The 20224-nt window shown below is 37.9% G+C and carries 23 protein-coding genes; 2 read left to right on the forward strand and 21 right to left on the reverse strand.

The features are described from left to right. Nucleotides 1-58: 58 nt before the first annotated feature. The 14 genes from F4694_RS07605 to F4694_RS07670 form a co-directional block, all read right to left on the reverse strand. Complete coding sequence (locus F4694_RS07605) at nucleotides 59-1840, reverse strand: ATP-binding protein (protein ID WP_179596484.1); 1782 nt, start codon at nucleotides 1838-1840, stop codon at nucleotides 59-61. Next, on the reverse strand, nucleotides 1837-2553 hold the full coding sequence (locus F4694_RS07610) for a response regulator (protein ID WP_179596486.1): 717 nt from the start codon (nucleotides 2551-2553) through the stop codon (nucleotides 1837-1839). Before F4694_RS07610 ends, F4694_RS07605 begins: the two co-directional genes overlap by 4 nt. Nucleotides 2554-2726: 173 nt before the next feature. Beyond that, complete coding sequence (gene ccsB, locus F4694_RS07615) at nucleotides 2727-3911, reverse strand: c-type cytochrome biogenesis protein CcsB (RefSeq protein WP_179596488.1); 1185 nt, start codon at nucleotides 3909-3911, stop codon at nucleotides 2727-2729. Continuing rightward, entirely contained in the window at nucleotides 3912-5543 is a 1632-nt protein-coding gene (resB, locus tag F4694_RS07620) for a cytochrome c biogenesis protein ResB (protein WP_179596490.1), read from the reverse strand. A 23-nt stretch (nucleotides 5544-5566) separates the two neighbouring features. Then, nucleotides 5567-6091, reverse strand: coding sequence for a thiol-disulfide oxidoreductase ResA (gene resA / locus F4694_RS07625; protein ID WP_179596492.1), 525 nt, complete (start codon nucleotides 6089-6091; stop codon nucleotides 5567-5569). Nucleotides 6092-6194: 103 nt separating this feature from the next. Further along, the gene (gene rluB, locus F4694_RS07630) at nucleotides 6195-6932 is read right to left on the reverse strand and encodes a 23S rRNA pseudouridine(2605) synthase RluB (RefSeq protein WP_179596494.1); all 738 of its coding nucleotides are present in this window, start codon (nucleotides 6930-6932) and stop codon (nucleotides 6195-6197) included. Between the two features lie 208 nt (nucleotides 6933-7140). Beyond that, nucleotides 7141-7677 (reverse strand): spore maturation protein, encoded by a 537-nt coding sequence (locus tag F4694_RS07635; protein ID WP_179596496.1) that lies wholly within the window; start codon nucleotides 7675-7677, stop codon nucleotides 7141-7143. 5 nt (nucleotides 7678-7682) lie between these two features. Further along, the gene (locus F4694_RS07640) at nucleotides 7683-8270 is read right to left on the reverse strand and encodes a nucleoside recognition domain-containing protein (protein ID WP_179596498.1); all 588 of its coding nucleotides are present in this window, start codon (nucleotides 8268-8270) and stop codon (nucleotides 7683-7685) included. Further along, on the reverse strand, nucleotides 8263-9408 hold the full coding sequence (locus F4694_RS07645) for a D-alanyl-D-alanine carboxypeptidase family protein (RefSeq protein ID WP_179596500.1): 1146 nt from the start codon (nucleotides 9406-9408) through the stop codon (nucleotides 8263-8265). Before F4694_RS07645 ends, F4694_RS07640 begins: the two co-directional genes overlap by 8 nt. A gap of 146 nt (nucleotides 9409-9554) precedes the next feature. Next, on the reverse strand, nucleotides 9555-10445 hold the full coding sequence (locus tag F4694_RS07650) for a superoxide dismutase (RefSeq protein WP_179596502.1): 891 nt from the start codon (nucleotides 10443-10445) through the stop codon (nucleotides 9555-9557). Nucleotides 10446-10548: 103 nt separating this feature from the next. Next, nucleotides 10549-11037 carry a YpuI family protein gene (locus F4694_RS07655; protein WP_179596504.1) on the reverse strand — a complete coding sequence of 163 codons (489 nt, stop codon included), beginning with the start codon at nucleotides 11035-11037 and terminating at the stop codon, nucleotides 10549-10551. A gap of 33 nt (nucleotides 11038-11070) precedes the next feature. Next, complete coding sequence (locus F4694_RS07660) at nucleotides 11071-11490, reverse strand: hypothetical protein (RefSeq protein ID WP_179596506.1); 420 nt, start codon at nucleotides 11488-11490, stop codon at nucleotides 11071-11073. A gap of 101 nt (nucleotides 11491-11591) precedes the next feature. Beyond that, nucleotides 11592-12179: an SMC-Scp complex subunit ScpB gene (gene scpB, locus F4694_RS07665; protein ID WP_179596508.1), complete on the reverse strand. Its 588-nt coding sequence runs from the start codon at nucleotides 12177-12179 to the stop codon at nucleotides 11592-11594. Beyond that, the gene (locus tag F4694_RS07670) at nucleotides 12166-12939 is read right to left on the reverse strand and encodes a segregation/condensation protein A (RefSeq protein ID WP_179596510.1); all 774 of its coding nucleotides are present in this window, start codon (nucleotides 12937-12939) and stop codon (nucleotides 12166-12168) included. Before F4694_RS07670 ends, scpB begins: the two co-directional genes overlap by 14 nt. A gap of 197 nt (nucleotides 12940-13136) precedes the next feature. Between F4694_RS07670 and F4694_RS07675 the strand changes: the two genes are divergently transcribed. Then, entirely contained in the window at nucleotides 13137-13226 is a 90-nt protein-coding gene (locus F4694_RS07675) for a YjcZ family sporulation protein (RefSeq protein ID WP_179596512.1), read from the forward strand. A 124-nt stretch (nucleotides 13227-13350) separates the two neighbouring features. Next, the gene (locus F4694_RS07680; RefSeq protein WP_179596514.1) at nucleotides 13351-13872 is read left to right on the forward strand and encodes a DUF309 domain-containing protein; all 522 of its coding nucleotides are present in this window, start codon (nucleotides 13351-13353) and stop codon (nucleotides 13870-13872) included. A gap of 27 nt (nucleotides 13873-13899) precedes the next feature. Here the strand turns inward: F4694_RS07680 and F4694_RS07685 are convergent, their stop codons facing one another. The 7 genes from F4694_RS07685 to sigF form a co-directional block, all read right to left on the reverse strand. Beyond that, on the reverse strand, nucleotides 13900-14250 hold the full coding sequence (locus tag F4694_RS07685; RefSeq protein WP_179596516.1) for a GNAT family N-acetyltransferase: 351 nt from the start codon (nucleotides 14248-14250) through the stop codon (nucleotides 13900-13902). A gap of 423 nt (nucleotides 14251-14673) precedes the next feature. Continuing rightward, nucleotides 14674-15978, reverse strand: coding sequence for a diaminopimelate decarboxylase (gene lysA, locus F4694_RS07690; RefSeq protein ID WP_179596518.1), 1305 nt, complete (start codon nucleotides 15976-15978; stop codon nucleotides 14674-14676). Nucleotides 15979-16142: 164 nt separating this feature from the next. After that, a complete protein-coding gene (locus tag F4694_RS07695) occupies nucleotides 16143-17627 on the reverse strand; it encodes a spore germination protein (RefSeq protein ID WP_306073515.1) in 1485 nt (494 codons plus the stop codon). After that, entirely contained in the window at nucleotides 17590-18189 is a 600-nt protein-coding gene (locus F4694_RS07700) for a stage V sporulation protein SpoVABEA (RefSeq protein ID WP_179596520.1), read from the reverse strand. Before F4694_RS07700 ends, F4694_RS07695 begins: the two co-directional genes overlap by 38 nt. 152 nt (nucleotides 18190-18341) lie before the next feature. Continuing rightward, a complete protein-coding gene (locus tag F4694_RS07705; protein WP_179596522.1) occupies nucleotides 18342-18764 on the reverse strand; it encodes a stage V sporulation protein AB in 423 nt (140 codons plus the stop codon). Beyond that, complete coding sequence (locus F4694_RS07710; RefSeq protein ID WP_179596524.1) at nucleotides 18754-19374, reverse strand: stage V sporulation protein AA; 621 nt, start codon at nucleotides 19372-19374, stop codon at nucleotides 18754-18756. Before F4694_RS07710 ends, F4694_RS07705 begins: the two co-directional genes overlap by 11 nt. An 87-nt stretch (nucleotides 19375-19461) precedes the next feature. Beyond that, nucleotides 19462-20220 (reverse strand): RNA polymerase sporulation sigma factor SigF, encoded by a 759-nt coding sequence (gene sigF / locus F4694_RS07715; protein WP_034677308.1) that lies wholly within the window; start codon nucleotides 20218-20220, stop codon nucleotides 19462-19464. Nucleotides 20221-20224 lie beyond the last annotated feature (4 nt).

A 20224-nucleotide genomic window follows, 5' to 3' on the forward strand; every position in this document is an offset into this window, starting at 1 on the left:
CAGTAAAAGATGAGTTTTAATTGTTTCCCGTGAATCAAGAGAAATCGCCATTTTTTTCTTATTTTCGTGGAAGTAAAAAGGTAAATGTCGTTCCTTGTCCTATTTTACTTTGTACGGAGATATGCCCTCGGTGTGCATCAATAATATTTTTTGCTATAGCAAGTCCCAGCCCAGTACCAGCTCTTCCTCTAGTACGTGCTTTATCTGCTTTATAAAAACGTTCAAAAACGAATGGTAAATCTTCTTCCGGTATTCCTGAACCTGAGTCTGACACTTCTACTTTTATGCCAAAATCATCCTTTTTTACAAGTAATCTAACTGATCCGCCCTGAGGAGTATGTCTGATAGCATTATCAATTAAATTGGTCAGCACTTGTTCAATACGATCAGGGTCAAATAATATATTTGGTATATCATGTTCTAGGTCAGCACTTAAATGGATATCATTATCTCTAGCAAGCCCTTGAAATTTATGAACAATTCTATTCATAAACGAATGAAGGTTAACCTCATCAAGTGTTAATTGAATATGCCCTGCTTCCATTCTAGCGAGGTCAAGCAACTCATTAACAAGTCTGCCCATCCTTAATGATTCATCATAGATGACTTTAGCCATCTCTTTTTTCTCTTCCTGAGATTCCGCAATGTCATCCACAATCGCTTCACTATAGCCCTGTAACATCGAAATTGGTGTTCGAAGCTCGTGAGAAACATTTGCAATGAAGTCTTTTCTCATTTTTTCTAGTACCCGTTCCTCTGTCATATCTCTAAGTACAGCCACTGCTCCCCGAATAAATCGGTTACTATAAAGAGGGCTGACCAGAATGACCCAATGGCGGCCTTGAAGAGAAATTTCCCCTACTTGTTCTTTCTCTGTATCAACAGCTCGTTGAAAAAGTTCCATTGCCTCAGTTGGTATTTCCCCAGAGGTGTTTCCAGGACCACCATTTTCATAGTACCAATATTGCAAAAAGCGGTCTGCTGGAGGATTGGTTATCAAGATCGTTCCATCACGGTTAAAGGTTATTACACCGTCTGCCATACTACTTAGGATACTAGCAAGCTGCTCTTTTTCTTGGCTAAGGGCATTCATATTGAACTTTAATTGCCGTCCCATTTGGTTAAAAGCTGTAGCAAGCTCACCAATTTCATCATGCGTTAGGATCGGTACTTTGGTATCAAATTTACCTCTTGCTACTTCGAATGCTGCTTCTCTCATTTTCCTAAGTGGTGCTGTAATCCTTGTAGACAAAAAGAATGCAAAAATAGTTGTGAGGATAATTGCAACACCCGCAACAAGTAGTATAAAATTAGTTGTTGAATGAGTAGTTTCTTCCACTACCTCCAAGGATTGATAAATAAAAACAGCACCATTTTGTCCATCATCTATGTGCAGCGGAACACCAATGATCGAATATTTTGCACTGTCTTGGTTTAATTCATTAGAAGTAAGCCTTGAGACTTTTTCAACCGTCCTGTTTTCCTTAAATACTTTCGACAATTCCACATCATTTCGGATGTCTGGAACCGATAACTTTACTGATTTCTCCGAGTTTGGAGAGATAAAGACTTCCTGGTCATTTTTAATGATAACCACATTTGTAACTTCATCAATAATTTCCCAAGAGATTTCTAACCCTAAAGGTAATTGCTCATCAGGATGATTTTCCAATACTTTAGCGATTTTCTCAGCCTGATGAGTTAAATCATTTTTGGTTTCCATAATGGTGTTATTCTCAAAAAACTCCAGGAGCATTACAGTTAAGATGAAAAGGATAAAAGCCACCAAAAATATGATGGTAAACCAGAGTTTACCAACTACACTTCGTAAAAAGGTCATTCATTAACTACCTCAAATTTGTAACCAACTCCCCAAACAGTAAGAATCATTCTTGCTGCCTGCTCAGAGACTTTATTTAACTTTTCACGAAGACGCTTAACATGTGTGTCAACCGTTCTCAAATCACCAAAAAATTCGTAATGCCAGACTTCTTTCAGTAATTGCTCGCGGTCAAAAACCTTATCAGGTGATTTAGCAAGGAAATAAAGTAATTCATATTCTTTTGGAGTTAAACTTACTTCTTTACCATCAGCAAGAACACGATGGGCATCATTGTCAATCGTTAAATGTGGGAACACAATAACATCCTTTGTTGTTGTATCTGTTTGCAGATAACTAGTTTGAGATGACCTTCTTAATAGTGCCTTTACTCGTAGTACTACTTCTCTAGGGCTGAATGGTTTAACAATATAGTCGTCTGTTCCTACCTCAAAGCCCTGGACACGATTAACCTCTTCACCTTTTGCAGTTAACATGATAACAGGCGTAGCCTTCTTTTCCCTTAATTCTCGGCACACCTCTAAACCATCTTTACCAGGCATCATTAAGTCTAAAAGGATTACATCATAATCATTCGCAATCGCTTTCGTTAAGGCTTCATTCCCGTCCTCTGCTTCATCAATCAAATATTCTTCACGCTCTAAATACATTTTTAATAAACGGCGAATTCTTTCCTCGTCATCTACCACTAAAATTTTTACGTCTTTATCCATTAATAATCCCTCCATGCAGTTATTTTACAAAATGTGACTATTTTAATCTATAACTAAACGTAATTGTCTCTTCAAATAGTGACGATTTTTTGACAAACCAATTAATTTTTATCTTATTATTTAAAAAATAACCTTTACTTGGAAAAAGTAAAGGCTATACAAATAATTTTTTATTATCCAGCATAACTATGGAGTCCAGCGATAACTAGGTTTACTGCCACCAAGTTAAACATGATAATGACAAAACCGATTACGGCAAGCCATGCTGATTTTTCCCCATGCCATCCTTTTGAAAGACGGAGGTGTAAAAAGGCTGCGTAGAATAACCACGTGATTAACGCCCATACCTCTTTAGGATCCCAGCCCCAGAATCTAGTCCAAGCAATTTGCGCCCAGATCATAGCGAAAATTAATGCCCCTAAAGTAAATACAGGGAAACCAATTAGTACTGAACGATAGCTAATTTCATCAACAAAATCCAGGTTAATATTTTTAACTAAAGGTTGAAGTGCAGCAGAGATACGTTTTCTTAGTATTAATCTTATTAACCCATAGAGAATAAATCCTCCAATAAATGACCAAATAACAGAATTCATTTTTTTCGCATTTATTAATGCAGGCATTTCAACTAGAGGTTCAAATTTCCCTTTTGTTAGGAGTTCTCCTTCATGAGGACCCGTAATGGCTGGCATGGTATATTCCATTGTCACTGCTTGGTCATTCTTATCAACCCAATTAAATTCTGCTTTGTAATCCAAGCTAGAGAATAATGTGGAAACAAGAACAAACCCTAGTGTAGTTACTAACGCAAACATCACCGTTTCGAGCCAAAAAGTTCTTTTGCTCGCTTTCGATTGATCAATTACTTTTACTAGATAAATCAATCCGGCCGCAAAGCTAATTGCTAAAATCGCTTCACCTAAGGCTGCGGTTGTAACATGGATATGGAGCCAGTCACTTTGCAACGCTGGTATTAATGGCGAAATATCTCTAGGAAACATGCTTGCATAAGCAATAACAAGTATTGCAACCGGCATAGTAAACAACCCAAGGAGCGGTGTCCGATAAATATAATAAATGACTATGAATGCACCAACGAGACACATTCCGAAAAAGGTTGTAAACTCAAATAGATTACTTACAGGTGCATGTCCTGCAGCAATCCATCTTGTAATAAAATATCCCACCTGAGAAATAAAGCCTATAATTGTTAAAAAAACGGCAATTTTTCCCCAGCGATTTGTACCTTTTTTTCCTTCTATATCTTTTTTAGCCTTGATGGCTCCACCAAAGAAGAGGGTCGCAACTAAATAAAGAACAAATGCAATATAAAGTAAATTACTACTTATTGTTACCAACTAGATTCCCTCCTTATCCACTTTTTCATTTTGAATCTGATCAGCAGGTATATTAATCTTCGTTTCAGATAGTACACTTTCAATTTCTCTTTTAAGACCATACCAATTTTTATTGGTATGTGCAGCAACCCAGATTTCACCATTTTTGTTTTGTACCCAAATTCTGCGATGGTTCCAATAAGCGCCTTGTATAACACCAATCATAAAGATAATACCGCCTAAAATAATGATCCAAAGCGTTAGGTCTTTTCGAACTGTTAAGGCTGTGACATTTTTGGTTTCGATTCCTTTGAACGCCATTTTATATTGATTATCACCTAATGGCTCAATGGTTTGTTGAATCGCAACAAAGCTTGTTTCCCCATCTGGTACTTCCGGTGACGTCATTTTGAACACAAAGGCAGGATTATTAGGTATCCTAGATTTTGTTGTTGGCTCGCCGTTTTTTGCAAATTCAAAGTCTGGGAAAAAACTCAAAACTTCCACATGATATCCATTTCCTAGATCATATTTCGGCTTTGGATCGTAAAGATTTATTTTTATGTCTCCAAAGGTTTCACCGCTGGCTTTGTTCGTTAAAGAAAATGACATTGTATTTAGTTCATCGAGTTTGTAGTCTACTTGATATAAAGCAAACTTTTCAAATTTCAATGGCTGATTGACTTTGATTTTGTGTTCTTTAACTTTTTCTAACTCTGGCTTTTCCCCTGGAATAGCAGGTCCTACTCTTTTATAAAGCACTGCGTTTGTCTGATAATTTTTAACTACCATACCTGCACGATCAATCGCTGCTTCAAAGGTTTTGTCCTTATCTTTATCATAATTCTCCAGTATAAACTTTTCATTTGTTACATAGTATTGTCCATCTGTTTCAGGGACAACCTTGGTTTCACCTTCACGAAGCCATAAGACTTTATCGATGTACATGCCAGGAACGAATCGCAGCATGCCTCCGATTAAGAAAATAATTAATCCCACATGGTTCACATATGGACCCCAACGAGAAAAACGACCCTTTTCAGCAAGCAAGTCACCGTTTTCTTCTCGTACGTGATAGCGTTTTGTTTTTAATCGTTGTTTAACCGTTGCAATGTCTTGTACATCAACGTTCCCGCTTGTTCCAAACAGTCGCTGGCGCTTTAAAAAGCCCTCATGCCTTGTTACTCTTTGCGCTTTTAGTGCCTTATACAAAGGCACCACCCTGTCTAGACTACAAATGACCAGAGAAATACCTATCATTGCGATTAATACTAAATACCACCATGAGCTATACAAATTATTAAAGCCTAACTCATAGTATAATTTCCCAAACCAACCGTACTGATCTTCATAATATTCTTCTGCCGGCATAGTAGGTGGTATGTACATTTCCTGCGGTAGAATCGTCCCTGCCGCAGAAGCAATTAAGGTGACGATGATGAGCCACACACCTACCTTAACGGAAGAAAAAAAGTTCCATATCTTATCAACAATGGTTTTATTATATGTTTGTGAACGGCGAGCACTGCCTTCATAACGCATATCCAGAAGAGATTTATCTTTTGATTGTTCATCAAAAACCTTTCCGCATGCCTCACACAATACGGTTCCATGTGGATTTACATGTCCGCATTCACATTTAACATCTTTCATTGCAAAAAACTCCCTACAAACCCTTAAGGTTTAATTTTCTCCATAAACTCCCTTACTGTTGACTCCGTTAATGTTCCTGTATGATATTTAACCACTTTCCCATCCTTGTCAATCAAGAATGTTGCAGGAAGAGGGTCAATTCCATATGCAGCCTGAACCTGAGAGTCTGTATCGATTACAATAGGAAAGTCTAGCCCTTTTCGTTCTGCAAATCGATTTACGGCTAATTCAGACTCACTGACATTAACTGCCAGCACTTGAACACCTTTGTCTTTATAATGATTATATTGATTATTAATATAAGGCATTTCCGCTTCACATGGCTTACACCATGTTCCCCAAAAATTCAAAAATACTCCCTGTCCTTTATAATCGGAAAGTTTATGTTTTTCACCTTCCATATCAACCAATACAAAATCAGGAGCTTTTTTACCAACCTCTACTTTCATTCTATTATCCTTTGTTAAGTTGGCATACAGCGTATAGGCAACGGCCGCAGCCAGAATAACGAGGATTGTTGTCCTCATGACTAATCGCCGTTTTTTCATCTTTCTCCCCCCTGAAAGTTTCAATTTCTAAACACAATTGTCTAAATTATATCACTTTACACTATATCTATAGTAAATACATTCAAATGCAATTGTGACAGCTTTATGAATTTTTTTTAGTAGACTCCAATGATAGTCCTCTTAATAGCTTCACCTCATGGTGTGTCAATTCTCTAGCATCCCCTGCAGATAGTCCATGCAATGTTAAAAAACCATATTTTTCTCGTTTCAGTTTCAAAACTTCATGCCCAATCGCTTCAAACATTCTTCGAACCTGACGATTCCGCCCTTCATGAATGATGATTTCGATAATTGCGGTTTGTTTTTGTTTATCAACCGAAAGCATTTTGACTTTAGCAGGAGCCGTTTTCCCGTCCTCGAGACGAATTCCTCTTTCCAATTTTCTTAAGTTCTCCTTTGAAGGAATTCCTTTCGTTTTAGCTACATACGTTTTTTCTATCTCATTCCGAGGGTGCATAAGCAAATTGGCAAACTCCCCATCATTTGTTAGCAGCAATAATCCAGAAGTATCATAATCTAGCCGTCCCACCGGGAAAATTCTTTCTTGTTGATAGGGAAAGAAATCAGTTACTACCTTTCTTCCTTTATCATCACTTACACTCGAAATGACACCGCGTGGTTTATAGAGTAGAAAATAAACAGGCTCCTCTTTCTCAATTTGAATTCCATTCACTTCAACCCGGTCAGATGATGTAACTTTCACGCCAAGCTCAGTAACTATTTTGCCATTGACTTTTACCTTACCTTCTTTAATTAACTCTTCTGATTTTCTTCTTGAAGCTACTCCAGCTCGTGCTATTACCTTTTGCAATCTTTCCATTATGATCCACCTCAGCTGTTTACCTTTTATTTTGAATACTATGTGCTGCACCACAGTTTATTAGGAAAACAATAGTTATTCTTTCCTAATGAATTATGACACAAAATCGCCTTTTTTCAAAGCACGGTTATCTTATTGTAGAAAAATAAAAAGCAGACCCCCTTTAGTAAATCTCTCCCAAGGAATCTGCCTTTTCTTAATAGTTTTTTTATTTTGCTCCGAATACTAATAGTACTACCACAATAGCTGCTATAATACCCACTACATCCGCAAGTAATCCAACCTTTAAGGCGTCCCCCATTTTTTTGATCCCAACTGCGCCAAAATAAACAGTCAACACGTAAAAGGTAGTATCTGTACTGCCCTGCAAAACAGATGCCAGCCTCCCAATAAAAGAATCAGGACCATAGACAGCAATTAAATCGCTCGTCATACCAAGTGCTGCTGTTCCAGAAATGGGTCTAATTAAGATGAGAGGGACAATTTCAGCCGGAACACCGATGGCTTCCATCACTGGTCTTATCCAGTTCATTAATGCTTCTAAGGCACCTGAAGCACGGAAGACTGTAATCGCAACTAACATTCCTACTAGAAATGGAATGATGGAAAAGGCAATTTTGATGCCTTCTTTTCCGCCTTCAACAAAACTCTCATAGGTCGGAACTTGTTTAAAGGTTCCATAAAGGAGGATAATTCCTATTAAAACAGGGATAAAACCTAGGGATATCTGAGAGAGAAATTCCATTCCATTCATCCTTTACGACTTCGTCGATTATAAAAATAACGATCTATCATAACTGCTCCTAGCATTGAAATGATGGTTGCAATTAACGTTGGTACAACTATTTCTGTTGGGGATGCAGAATTATAGTTCATTCGAATTGCTATGACTGTAGTCGGTATGATGGTAATGCTAGCTGTATTTATCGCCAGGAACGTAACCATTGAACGACTGGCTGAATTCTTGCCGCCATTCAATAGTTTTAATTCCTCCATAGCCTTAATTCCAAGCGGCGTGGCGGCATTACCCAAACCAAACATATTCGCAATCATATTAGATAATATATACCCCATTGCAGGATGATTCGTTGGCACATCGGGAAATAACTTTCGTACAAGCGGGCGAAATAACTTTGATAATACTTCAAGTAACCCTGATTCCTGGGCAATTCTCATCATACCCAGCCAAAATACAAGAATGCTGATCAATCCAATACACAGAGTCACAGCCTCCTTTGCCCCATCAAATATCGCTTTGTTAACTTCCGCCATTGTTCCATTAATCATCGCAAAAATAAAACCAACTATTGTCATAAAGACCCAAATATAATTAACCATATAATCTCACGCCAATAACAGAAAGAAATATATTTTTTATTGATTCAAATAGTCCCTTTTTCTTCTCAGGACCTCCTTGATAATAAATAGGTGTTTCTCTAACAACTTTTCCATCCAGAAAAACCTGTGCTCTACCTACGGCTTCTCCGTTACGGTTTGATTCCTCCCAATCTTCACCGGGCTTATTTAGTTTATATTTGATAGAGAACAAGTCCATTTCCTCATTAGTGGCAGGGTAAACAATAGTGTTTTTTATATATAAATGTTCTTGATAAACCTTATTTGTTTTAATATCTATCTTTCCTTTTGACAACACTTCCGCCATATCATAGGTTTTAAAACCATTTTCATACATTGCAATGTGATCATTCCAGTCATCCGAAGCATTCAATGTAACCGCAATTAAACTCATATCCCCTTTGGTTGCTGTTGACACAAGGGTTCTTTTTGCACGTTTGGTATACCCAGTTTTACCGCCAGTTGTATATTTGTATTTTGTTAGTAATCGGTTTTTATTTTTCCATTGACGGTCCCAATTTTCAGTAGGGTTTGGCGCTTTATAAGTCTTGGTTCCAGCAATTTTTTGATATGTTTCATTTTGCATAGCATACCGAGTTAATAGAGCCATATCATAGGCAGTTGAATAATGGTCTTCATGGTCGTCTAAACCATGTGGATTGGAAAAATGGGTATTCAACATACCAATCTCTCTAGCTTTTTGGTTCATTAAATAGACGAACCCATCCAAACTTCCCCCAACATGTTCAGCAATTGCCACGGCCGTGTCATTGCCAGACCTAAGCATTAAACCATATACTAAATGCTCCAGCTTAATCTTTTCCCCGGGCTTTAAATAGACAGACGACCCTTCCGCACGGGTAGCTTGTTCGCTTACTTTCACTATTTCATCCATTTCTCCCGATTCGATCGCAAGAATTGCCGTCATGATCTTTGTAATACTAGCAATCCTTCGTTTTGTGTGGGCATCTTTCTCAAATAGGACACGCCCTGATTCTTGCTCCATTAGAACTGCACCACGTGCACTTACGGAAACGGAAGCATCCACCTTTTGAGGAATGTTTGCAATGAATAGTGAGACCATGAGGGCAAAAATGACTAGCTTCCAAATCATTCTCATAAGTTTACCTCGTCCCCTTCGTTAACATTTCTAGCAGCAATATTTTACTGCCTAGCTTTCTAAAATTTTATGCAGGACAAGGCTTGATATGACTATTTGTCCTAAAAATTGAAAAGGCAATCGACTTTTGCCGACTGCCTAACCATTTAGAATGCTGGCCACTTAATCTCAAATGCTTTATCAAACCTCATTTCAACATCATTCCAGTTTACAAGATTCCACCAATTGTCAACGTAGCCAGATCTATTGTTCTTATACTGTAGATAATATGCGTGTTCCCAAACATCTAAAACTAATAGAGGTATGGTGTCCCATTGTGTTAACAGCATATGTCTTTCTGATTGTAATATTTCAAGGTGCCTGGCACGAGGAGACCATACGAGGATCGCCCACCCTACACCTTCGACCTGTTTTGCTGCTTCAGAGAACTGTTTTTTAAATTTTTCAAAACTGCCAAAATAATTTTCTATTTCTTTTTTTAGAAGTCCTTGAGGGCTTCCTCCTCCTTTCGGGATCATGTTTTTCCAAAAAATTGTATGCAAGTAATGCCCTGAACCATGAAAGGCCAATTCTCTTGACCAATGTTTGACAAGGGAAAAATCATTGTTATCTCTAGCCTTCTTTAAATTTACCTCCGCTTTGTTTAAACCATCTACATAGGAGCGGTGGTGCTTATCATGATGAAGTCTCATGATTTCCTCCGAGATATAGGGTTCTAAAGCATTATAGGCATATGGTAGCTCTGGGAGTGTATGACCGCCAGGCAGGACGGTCTTTTTTTCAACCCAAATCGTTCCAACCCCTTGTTTACGAGAAAAATAACTCTCCAGTTGCTCATGGATTTCTTCTGCTTTTGATTGTAGACTTAGCATGTCATGATCAGATAATGATCCACTCGTATTCTCAATCAAATCGGTGAAATGTTCGAGCTGCTCCCATAACTCTAAATTATCTTTGACATCATCTGTTTCTAGGAACTCCTTCATTTGCTCATTCCATTCAAATAACTCGTGGACATATTGACTAAATCGATTCATACGATCCCACCCTTTTATTTTGAATCTCCCCTAAAAGGTATGAAAAATATGATGGATTATGAACAAAAAAAAACTGCCCTAAGTAAGGACAGTTTTTAATCATTTATTTTGATTGAATCATTTTTGTACGGTAATCTGTTTCATAGTATTCCAGTTCTTCTCTTACCCTTTGAAATTCTCCCTCAAGACCTTTCACTAACTTTTGTACACTTTCAGGTACAGTTTTATAAAACTTTATTGAATTTCGTCCTGTATAGGCAGAACGGCTATCCTCAAACCAAGCGTCATTTTTAGGAGAGAAAAATTCCTCAATACACTGATGAAAAATACGATAAAGAGTTTTCTCAGCTGTGGGCTTTTGAAAAGGTTCACTTTGCAAGATCACTGAACAAGCATCTAGGCTTTCTTCACAATAAACAAGCAATTTTCTCAAATTGGATAGAATTAATTTATAATAACTTGAATCTCCTGTTAATTCTTGTTCCATCTGTGAAACGGTCGTTTCATTTAAATAATTTTCTAATGTTCCGATTGTTGAGGTTAAAAATCCTCCAACATCATTTAGCTGCGTCTTAACTAATGAATTTCCCATCCAAACACTCCTTTGTATTCTTTTATACCCTTCCTACCTCGGTTGTTTAATGTAGTCCAGTGGAGAACGGAGTTCAAATTTATGGTTTTGCTTAACAGCAAGTACTATTTCAGGTAATTTTTCAAAATCAATATCTTGAAAATATGAAGCAAATTCCTGTTTAGAATTAATGTATAACCGTTTGCGATTACGCAAACCCGGATTTTTGATTAAACATACTAATGCCACAATATCCTTGAAGGTTACTTCAATATTGTCTTTTGTTAGAATTGGGTTTTGTTGAAAAGGAGTGAATTCTTGAAACAACTCATCAAAGTATCTAACATACAATACGTGAAATGTTTTTTCTTCAGAACCATCAATAAAAGTTACTTCACTTCTATTAAAGAAATCCTCTGAAGTGTTTGATTTTTCCTTTTCCAATTCATATCCGGTGCATTCTTTAATCAGCAATTAAATCAATCCCCTTTAGCCAGTAACAAATAAGTAGAAGTTTCGGAAATCTTCGAAATCATACTTCTATTTTATCACATCTTAATGAAATTGTTTTACTTTTAAGAATTTAAACTCTCCTGAAACTTTTCGAAGAAAAGGTCGGCTTCTTCTTGTACAAATTCTTCTTCGACTCTATCAGGAAGCTTGGGCAATTCTTGAATGTTTTTCAAACCGAAGTAGTCAAGAAATTCTTTTGTGGTTCCATACAGGTATGCTCTTCCCGTACCTTCAGCCCTTCCCACTTCCTTAATAAGTGCCTTTGTCATTAGAGTATGAAGTGGTCTCTCCGTTTTTACTCCCCGGATTTCCTCTATTTCTGCACGTGTGATCGGCTGTTTATAAGCAATAATAGCCAATGTTTCTAAAGCAGCCTGAGACAAAGCAGAGGTATTTGGTGAGTCGACAAGTCTCTTAAGATAGGCTGCATTCTCTTTTTTGGTTGCAAGCTGATAGGTACCAGCGAGTTGAACAATCATAATTCCGCGATGGGTATCTTTTTCATATACTTGTCTTAACTCTTCTATTATCTCGCCAGCCTTCAATTCCTCTACGTCCAGGACCTCAGCCACATGCTTTAAAGTGAGTCCTTCATCACCGGCAGCGAATAAAAGACTTTCTAAAATACTTTGCCATTTAACTATTTCCAAGCCCTTCTGCTCCTTCCTTAACTGCATGAACAAATATATCCCCAAAGTTTTCATGTTGTTCAACGTCTATTTCTTTTCTTTTGATAAGCTCCAATACCGCCAAAAATGTCACAACGATATGTTCCTTTGCAGCAACAGGAAATAAATCGTTAAAGTTTTTCCTGCCTTTTATGAGCTTTAATTCATTCATAATTTCTGTCATTCTTGCTTCAATTGATATTTCTTGTCTGGCTATCTTTGTTGCCATTGGACGTTGCAGCTTTTTCCTGCGCAATAGCTTTTGAAAAGCGGCCAGCATGTCGTATAGAGTTACATTTAGTTCAGTTTTTTCCGGTTGTTTGTCTTTTGCAAAATCTGATAGGTCACTCGGTGGTTTCGTATACATGAGTCCCCGTTCTTCCTCAAGCGACTTTAAATCATGAGCAGCCTCTTTGTATTTCCGATATTCAATCAGCCTTTCGACTAACTCGTCCCTTGGGTCTTCTTCGTAATTTATTTCGGAATCTAAATCATCCAATTCCTCTTCATGCTTTGGTAGTAACATTTTACTTTTGATCGCTAATAAGGTTGCAGCCATCACAAGAAATTCACTGGCTATATCCAATTTAAGTTCAGACATTGTTTTTATATAGATTAAATATTGTTCAGTAATTTGAGCAACAGGAATATCATATATATCAATTTCAAGCCGATTTATTAAATGGAGCAATAAATCCAATGGACCTTCAAACGCATCAATTTTTACATTATAGTGTATCATCTTTCACCAGAATCCTTGATGTAATTTTCATATTCATGACTCTTATTAGTATAGAGGAATCAAATAGGTTATCCAATAGAAATTTATTGGCTTTAGTATTTATTGAAAAAATGATGTTTGCCCATAACACTGGACAACGACGGTACATATGATGAGAGGGAAAAGAATAACAAAACAACTATAGGAGGGTTTTACACATGGCTGATGGTTACGGTTTCGGAGGCGGTTTCGCTTTAATCGTGGTTCTATTCATTCTGTTGATTATTGTTGGTGCTTCTTGGTTCTAAGTTAGAGGTTGCATTGGAAGCGAGCCCGCCTTTTTTAGGCGGGCTTTTTCTCTATGGCAAAACCCTGAAGAATCGTTCATTATATGCTACACTGTACATATCTTATCAATGAGAGGGTGATTTTTTGTACCCAGCGCAGTATATTGAATTTTTAGCCCATTTTAATGGAGATAGGGATTATTTTGAATGCCACGAGATACTTGAAGAGTACTGGAAAGAATTTAGCGACAGAAGTAAAGATTCTATTTGGGTAGGCTTCATCCTTTTAGCGGTTTCGAGGTATCATCATCGGAGGAAGAACTTTAATGGTGCTAAACGAACATTAGAAAAGGCAATAAAAATCTTCTCCTTACATGAACGTGAGCTTTTCCAAATGGGGTTAGATATGGATATTTTTTTTCCTATGCTTTCAAAACTTTTGGCGCATGCGGATAAAGAAGAAAGATACGCAAGCGTTACTTTGCCGATATCTGACCCCGCACTTTTAGAAGCTTGTATTAAGGAATGTCAAAATAAAGGCTTTAACTGGGGTAAGGAAAGTAATTTAGAAGATGTTTCTATTATCAATAGACATAAGTTACGAGACCGTACAAACGTAATTGAAGAACGAATGGAAGCACTGAAAAATAAAAAAGGCAGCGAATAAAAATTTCGCTGCCTTTCTATTTTAGGGTTAGCAAAGGTCACATTTCTCAACAAACGGTGCGGTATTATCATTCGCTGTTATAGCCCTATCTGGATACATATCCTTCAAAGCTTTAACCATTCGTTTCCCTACCCCTTGATAGCGGTGTGAGGGATTAACAGAAATATGTTGAATCATGATTGAAGAATCATCATCGTTCATTTGAGCCCCAATAAGTCCGATAATATCTTCTTCCTTCCAAAGAAAAAGCTGTAAGTTTTCTTCCGTTTCATACTCCTTAATGGTAAATTGGAGTTTCTTCAAGTCCTTTTCAGTAGGCATAAAGGACAATAAGCCCATGGCTATTTTTTCAAATGTTTTCTTATAACGAATTAACATAATAGCTCCCTCATTATATTAAATAAAACCCAGTTTAGCGGATAGTATATTTGTTCACACAATTTTCAAATAACGGTTTTCGTTTTCTCTATAATATGTAGTCCGAATTGGTAAAGTGTTTCATTATTGTCAATCATACATAATAATTGTTTATCTATCAATCCCAATTATAATTATTATCTTGGTACAATAAAAACCCAATAAATAATCCCCCATATAAGTGCCAGTCCTACAAGGATACTAAAAACCATCCAATTACTTTTCTTCATTTAAATCCTCCAAATGCAATTTGAAGATAGCGTACATGTTGTCATTCTACACTATATCTAAAAAATAATCCATTTTACAAACAAAAAAGCGGTAGCGCCTAGGCGCTCGGAGCTAGAATAAAAATAAGAAAACTGCCGCATTGCGGCAGCTTGCTTATTTTAAGGGAAGGTCTAACCGAAGAAGATCTTCATACGTTTCTCTTTTAACAACAAGAGCCGCCTTGCCATTTTCTACAAATACCACTGCTGGGCGTGGTATACGATTGTAATTGTTCGCCATTGAATAACCATAAGCACCGGTACAGAATACTGCCAGAAGGTCATCGTCTTCAGTCTCTGGTAGTGGTAAGTCCCAAATCAGCATATCACCTGATTCACAGCATTTACCTGCTATAGAAACTTTTTCTGTAGCTTCTGCTAAAGGTTTATTTGCTAAAACAGCTTCATACTTAGCCTGGTAGAGAGCCGGTCTAATATTGTCACTCATTCCACCGTCAACAGCCAAATATTTTCTAACTCCCGGAACTTCTTTTGATGAACCAATGTGGTAAAGGGTTGTACCTGCATCACCTACCAGTGAGCGTCCAGGCTCTATCCAAATCTCAGGCATTTCCATGGAGTATTGCTGAATTAATCTCTTAACTTCTTTAATAATTTCACTAACATATTGTGAAGGCAACAGTGGTTCATCTTCATTTGTATAGCGTATTCCAAAACCGCCGCCTAAATTTAGTACCTTAGCTTCAAAATTAAGAGTATTTTTCCATTGGTTCATTTTGCCAACAATTTTTTCAGCAGCAAGCAAGAACCCAGTTGTTTCGAAAATTTGTGACCCTATGTGACAATGCAGACCTAAAACATCGAAATGCTTAATTCGCAGCGCGGTCATTAACGCCTCTTCTGCTTGTCCATTTTGCAAATCAAATCCAAACTTAGAATCTTCCTGCCCTGTTAAGATGTAATCATGGGTATGTGCTTCAATTCCAGGAGTAACCCTAAGCAGAATGCTTATTGTTTCATTTTTTTCAAGGCAAATGGTTTTTAAAAGTTCTAATTCGTAAAAATTATCCACCACAATACAGCCAATTTTGTGTTCTAGCGCCATTTCTAGTTCTTCTCTACTTTTATTGTTTCCATGAAAGTGAATTCTGTCTGATGGAAACCCGGCCGCGATGGCGGTATATAACTCTCCACCCGATACAACATCAAGCGATAACCCTTCTTCTTCCGCCAGCTGTAACATGGCAATCGTTGAAAATGCCTTACTTGCATATGCAACCTGGGCTTTGACGTTTTGTTCTTCAAACGTCTTTTTAAAACCTCTAGCCCTTTCCCTCATTAATGAAACGTCATAAACATAGAGAGGAGTTCCAAATTGCTCGGCCAACTCTACTGCATCTACTCCGCCTATTTCCAAATTACCCTTGCCGTTTACGCCTGTTGTCCCGTAAAAATACATTTCCTTCCCTCTCTCCGTAAAGACTCTTTATTAGTGTATGGTGCGTGCTTTAAAAAAGTAATAATAAATAGACAGAATCCAGAAAGGATACTGCCTATTTTAGCTTCCTATCCTTTTATACAATTAAAAATACTTTAGCATAACCTTTCGCATTCCGCAATAAGTTATTGTTCCCCCGGCGGCTGACGGTATCGATTCCTAGGATGTACGATACTAGGACGAAATATCGCTCCTGGTACAGCACGGCGAAAAATAATTTGCAAGAATCCCTTAGGTTCGAAAGGGAGAAAGGGCCAAAAATAGGGAGTATTAAGTGCTCGTGTTGTTACTAGATGAATAAACAGCAGTGTAGAACCAATCACAAAGCCCGGAGTATGGAAGATTGCCACGAGTATTACCAGGATCATTCTGGCTATTTTATTGGCTACACTTAATTCATAGCTTGGTGTCGTAAAGGAACCAATACCAGCAACAGCAACATAAAGAATCACTTCTGGAACAAATAAGCCAACATCAATGGCAATCTGGCCGATTAACACTGCAGCAATTAACCCCATTGCTGTTGAAAGAGGAGTAGGCGTATGTATTGCTGCGATTTTTAAAAATTCCAGCCCGAAATCTGCTAATAGTATCTGTAATACAATTGGAATATTGGTATGCTCGTTTGGTCCAATAAACGAAAGCCTTTCTGGAAGCAAAGATGGTTCTAACACGAATAACATCCATAATGGAAGTAAAAAGATTGATGTTAAAATACCTAAAAATCGAGACCAACGGACAAATGTCCCCATAACAGGAGCTTCACGGAACTCCTCAGCATGTTGGACATGATGAAAATAAGTGGTTGGTGCAATAATGACACTCGGAGAGGTATCAACATATATAACGACATGACCCTCTAATAGATGTGCGGCGGCGACATCAGCACGTTCTGTATACCTAACTAATGGATATGGATTTAATCCTTGTTTTAAAAGAAACTCTTCAATGGTTTTATCTGCCATTGGGATTCCATCCACTTTAATGGCTTTAAGTTCTTTTCGAATAATATTTACTAGGTTAGGATCGGCAATGTCATTTATGTAACCAATTGCTATATCAGTTTTTGAACGTTCACCTACCTTAAGAATTTCAAAACGCAGCCGTTCATCTCGTATTCGTCTTCTTGTTAATGCAGTATTCAGCACTATATTTTCAACAAAACCATCACGAGAACCTCTAACTACTTTTTCCGTGTCAGGTTCCATAGGTGTTCTACCCGGATAGCTCCTTACATCAACGGCAAGTGCAGTATTTGCACCCTCGACTACAACAACTATTAATCCAGATAATACCTGTGTAACCATTTCATCCAGTGTTTTTATTGGCTGTACAGATTGATTTACCAGCCTGTTTTCAACTATTTTAAAAAGGTCAGAAGATAATTTTTCATGATCATTAATTTGAACTAGTTCTTCAACTGTTTCTATAATAAAACCAGTATCACATAAACCAGTTATCCAATAGAAGTGTACATCCTTTTTAAGAATTTTTAACTTCCGTACCCCAAAGTCAAAACTCACACCTAAACCGACCCGCTGTTTCATGTAATGTTCTATTTCTAGCAGTGACTCAGGAATCGGCCATGTTTGTTCGTTCTCTCTCGTCACGAAATCCACTCCTTTCGAGTATTAACTCTACCGCCTTTTTCGTAATAGGCGCTCCGCGTTCATAGTGATCACGCCGCGCCATTTTCCCCACATCTCCGATTCCTACGATAATTGGAACATCAAGTTCGTCAAGGCAGTAAACCGTATCTCCATTTAATCTTCCAATCTCTAGCTCTGGTATACCGTGTTTATCGACGCCATAAGGTGTTAGTTCACCATCTCGATCGATACTCACATCAATTCTTGTCCACTCTGCCTGATGGGTTTTTGCAGCTACAGCAATAATTCCCAAAACTTCAATATCCTTATGGGTGGCGACATATTTTAATGCCCGTTCGCCTGCACCTTCTCCAACAAGTCCACTATCATCAAACATTACTAATACTGGGTCATTAGCTGCTTTTTTTATTAACTTCACAAGTTCTTCCCCTGTTAAAACGGAGGGGTTTCCATGTGACATAGTGATACATCGCCCGCCAACTTCGCGTGCGACATGCTCAACTGCCCTTTTTGCATACTCATCACCATCAGTAATTAATATAACCCGCCTTCGAATGCTCATACTTGTTGTCCTTTCTAGTTAGAAATGCGGAAGGCGCCCGCTCATCGGCGACAAGCAAAAGACGAGCCGGCATGAAGGTTGCCCTTTAACCTTCTTGCCGGATTGGCTTTTGACCTCGAGCCGATGGCGCCTGAAGCTAGACAAGCCCCGGATTAATGATGCACAAAATAGACCCATTGAAAAATTGACCCAGCAATTTTCCCTAGAACAATCGCCATTATAAGAATGATAATTTTCCCATCTATCCCCATCCTTTTGGCAAGGACAGGGAATACATTTAATGCTTCTGTGAGCCCTGCGGCTAACATCCCAACAAAGACCCCTCCAGCCAATCCAAGAGGCACCATAAAATAAGGAGAGATTCCTAAGATTGGGTCTCTTAAACTCCCTGCTATCCCTGTTAGTGCCCCCATAACAACGGCCCATTCGTAATACCGAATCATTTTCATTGTCTTTGTCAGCTGTGTAAGTCTCGGGATAATACCAAGTACTGTCAGAAAAGCTACAAAACCTGAACCAACTGCTAATCCACCTGCAAGGCCAATAAACATAACCGCAATTACTTTAATCGTCATTTGTTCGTTTCATACTTTCTTTATTTTCATGAATGATGACATAATTATCTAAGTCCATTTGATAATTAAACATCTCGACTTCCAGGGGACTTGGTTCTTCGTTGATCCTTTTTTGAAATACATGATTAAAGAATAAAATCATCCCTAAGCCTAACCCAATTGAATAGGGAATTTGAAATATCCACGGCTTGGTATCCTCCACACCCGTAATGATTTTGTATAGCTTTTCCTGAACACTTCGCATACTGACATCGTCATGAAAGTTCATAATCGCCATCGCAGAACCAAAAAATAACAAAAACCATATTAAGATAAAGAAAGGTAACGACATTTGTTTTTTCTTTAGTATGACTTCTACAATCGTTTGCGCCGGTCCGATGGTTTGGACATCTGCATTTTCGATAAGATTTGAAATCAATCTAATAACCTTCATAACATCAATGATGACGATATTTCTGTCATGAACGGATATTTGATGGACTTTTAGTTTTTTTAATTTAGGGATTATGGTTTCTGGAGCAATGATTTGAGCTATGTCGTCTAAATAGATACTTTCTTCGGGCTTAGCCAGAACACGATTCCGCATGCGGATGTAGATTGTTTTTTCCAAAACATTCACTCCCCACACATTGATTTCCTTGTATAACTAGTATGAGCAAAAAATTAATCTTTACTAAAAAAAAGACCGAATGGATCATCAGAGATCCATTCGGTCTTTCATTTGCTGCAATATCTTCTTCTCAAGTCTTGAAACCTGCACCTGGGAAATACCCAGTCTGACTGCAACTTCTGATTGGGTTTGGTCTTTATAATACCGTAAATAAACGATTAGCCGCTCACGTTCATCCAATTCCCGTATTGCTTCTTTTAAGGCAATTTTATCGAACCATTTACCTTCATTTCCGTCATCTATCTGATCTAATAAGGTAATAGGATCTCCGTCATTCTCATATACCGTTTCATGAATAGAAGATGGCGTCCGACTTGCCTCCTGGGCAAGAATAACATCCTCCGGCGACAGCTGAAGATGCTCTGAAATTTCGTTAACAGTTGGAATTCTTCCGTATGTCTTCGATAATTCATCCTTCGCCTTTCGAATTCGGTTTCCCATTTCCTTTAATGAACGGCTAACCTTAACCGTTCCATCATCACGAATAAACCTTTGGATTTCACCAATAATCATTGGAACCGCATAGGTAGAAAATTTCACATCATAGGAAAGATCAAACTTATCCACTGATTTCAGCAATCCGATACATCCTATTTGGAAAAGATCATCAGGATCATATCCCCTATTTAGAAACCGCTGGACAACGGACCAAACAAGACGCATATTTTTTTCAGCAATTAGGTCTCTTGCTGCTTGGTCTCCGTCTTGGCTTTTTTTAATCAATTCCTTTACTTCATGGTCCTTTAAATACGTTTGCGCTTTATCTTTTTTGACCTCCACATCCATTGGC

It is taken from the genome of Neobacillus driksii, from assembly GCF_013409995.1.
In the GTDB taxonomy this organism is placed as follows: Bacteria; Bacillota; Bacilli; order Bacillales; family Cytobacillaceae; genus Neobacillus; species Neobacillus driksii.

Coding starts and splice junctions, on each gene's coding strand:
- lysA (WP_179596518.1), bottom strand. CDS start 15,978: ATGTATTTTTACGGGACAACAGGCGTAAACGGCAAGGGTAATTTGGAA.
- resB (WP_179596490.1), bottom strand. CDS start 5,543: ATGAAAGATGTTAAATGTGAATGCGGACATGTAAATCCACATGGAACC.
- rluB (WP_179596494.1), bottom strand. CDS start 6,932: ATGGAAAGATTGCAAAAGGTAATAGCACGAGCTGGAGTAGCTTCAAGA.
- F4694_RS07670 (WP_179596510.1), bottom strand. CDS start 12,939: ATGATACACTATAATGTAAAAATTGATGCGTTTGAAGGTCCATTGGAT.
- F4694_RS07675 (WP_179596512.1), top strand. CDS start 13,137: ATGGCTGATGGTTACGGTTTCGGAGGCGGTTTCGCTTTAATCGTGGTT.
- F4694_RS07700 (WP_179596520.1), bottom strand. CDS start 18,189: ATGAGCATTCGAAGGCGGGTTATATTAATTACTGATGGTGATGAGTAT.
- F4694_RS07705 (WP_179596522.1), bottom strand. CDS start 18,764: ATGACGATTAAAGTAATTGCGGTTATGTTTATTGGCCTTGCAGGTGGA.
- F4694_RS07640 (WP_179596498.1), bottom strand. CDS start 8,270: ATGGTTAATTATATTTGGGTCTTTATGACAATAGTTGGTTTTATTTTT.
- resA (WP_179596492.1), bottom strand. CDS start 6,091: ATGAAAAAACGGCGATTAGTCATGAGGACAACAATCCTCGTTATTCTG.
- F4694_RS07650 (WP_179596502.1), bottom strand. CDS start 10,445: ATGAATCGATTTAGTCAATATGTCCACGAGTTATTTGAATGGAATGAG.
- F4694_RS07610 (WP_179596486.1), bottom strand. CDS start 2,553: ATGGATAAAGACGTAAAAATTTTAGTGGTAGATGACGAGGAAAGAATT.
- F4694_RS07605 (WP_179596484.1), bottom strand. CDS start 1,840: ATGACCTTTTTACGAAGTGTAGTTGGTAAACTCTGGTTTACCATCATA.
- sigF (WP_034677308.1), bottom strand. CDS start 20,220: ATGGATGTGGAGGTCAAAAAAGATAAAGCGCAAACGTATTTAAAGGAC.
- F4694_RS07645 (WP_179596500.1), bottom strand. CDS start 9,408: ATGAGAATGATTTGGAAGCTAGTCATTTTTGCCCTCATGGTCTCACTA.
- F4694_RS07655 (WP_179596504.1), bottom strand. CDS start 11,037: ATGGGAAATTCATTAGTTAAGACGCAGCTAAATGATGTTGGAGGATTT.
- F4694_RS07685 (WP_179596516.1), bottom strand. CDS start 14,250: ATGTTAATTCGTTATAAGAAAACATTTGAAAAAATAGCCATGGGCTTA.
- F4694_RS07635 (WP_179596496.1), bottom strand. CDS start 7,677: ATGGAATTTCTCTCTCAGATATCCCTAGGTTTTATCCCTGTTTTAATA.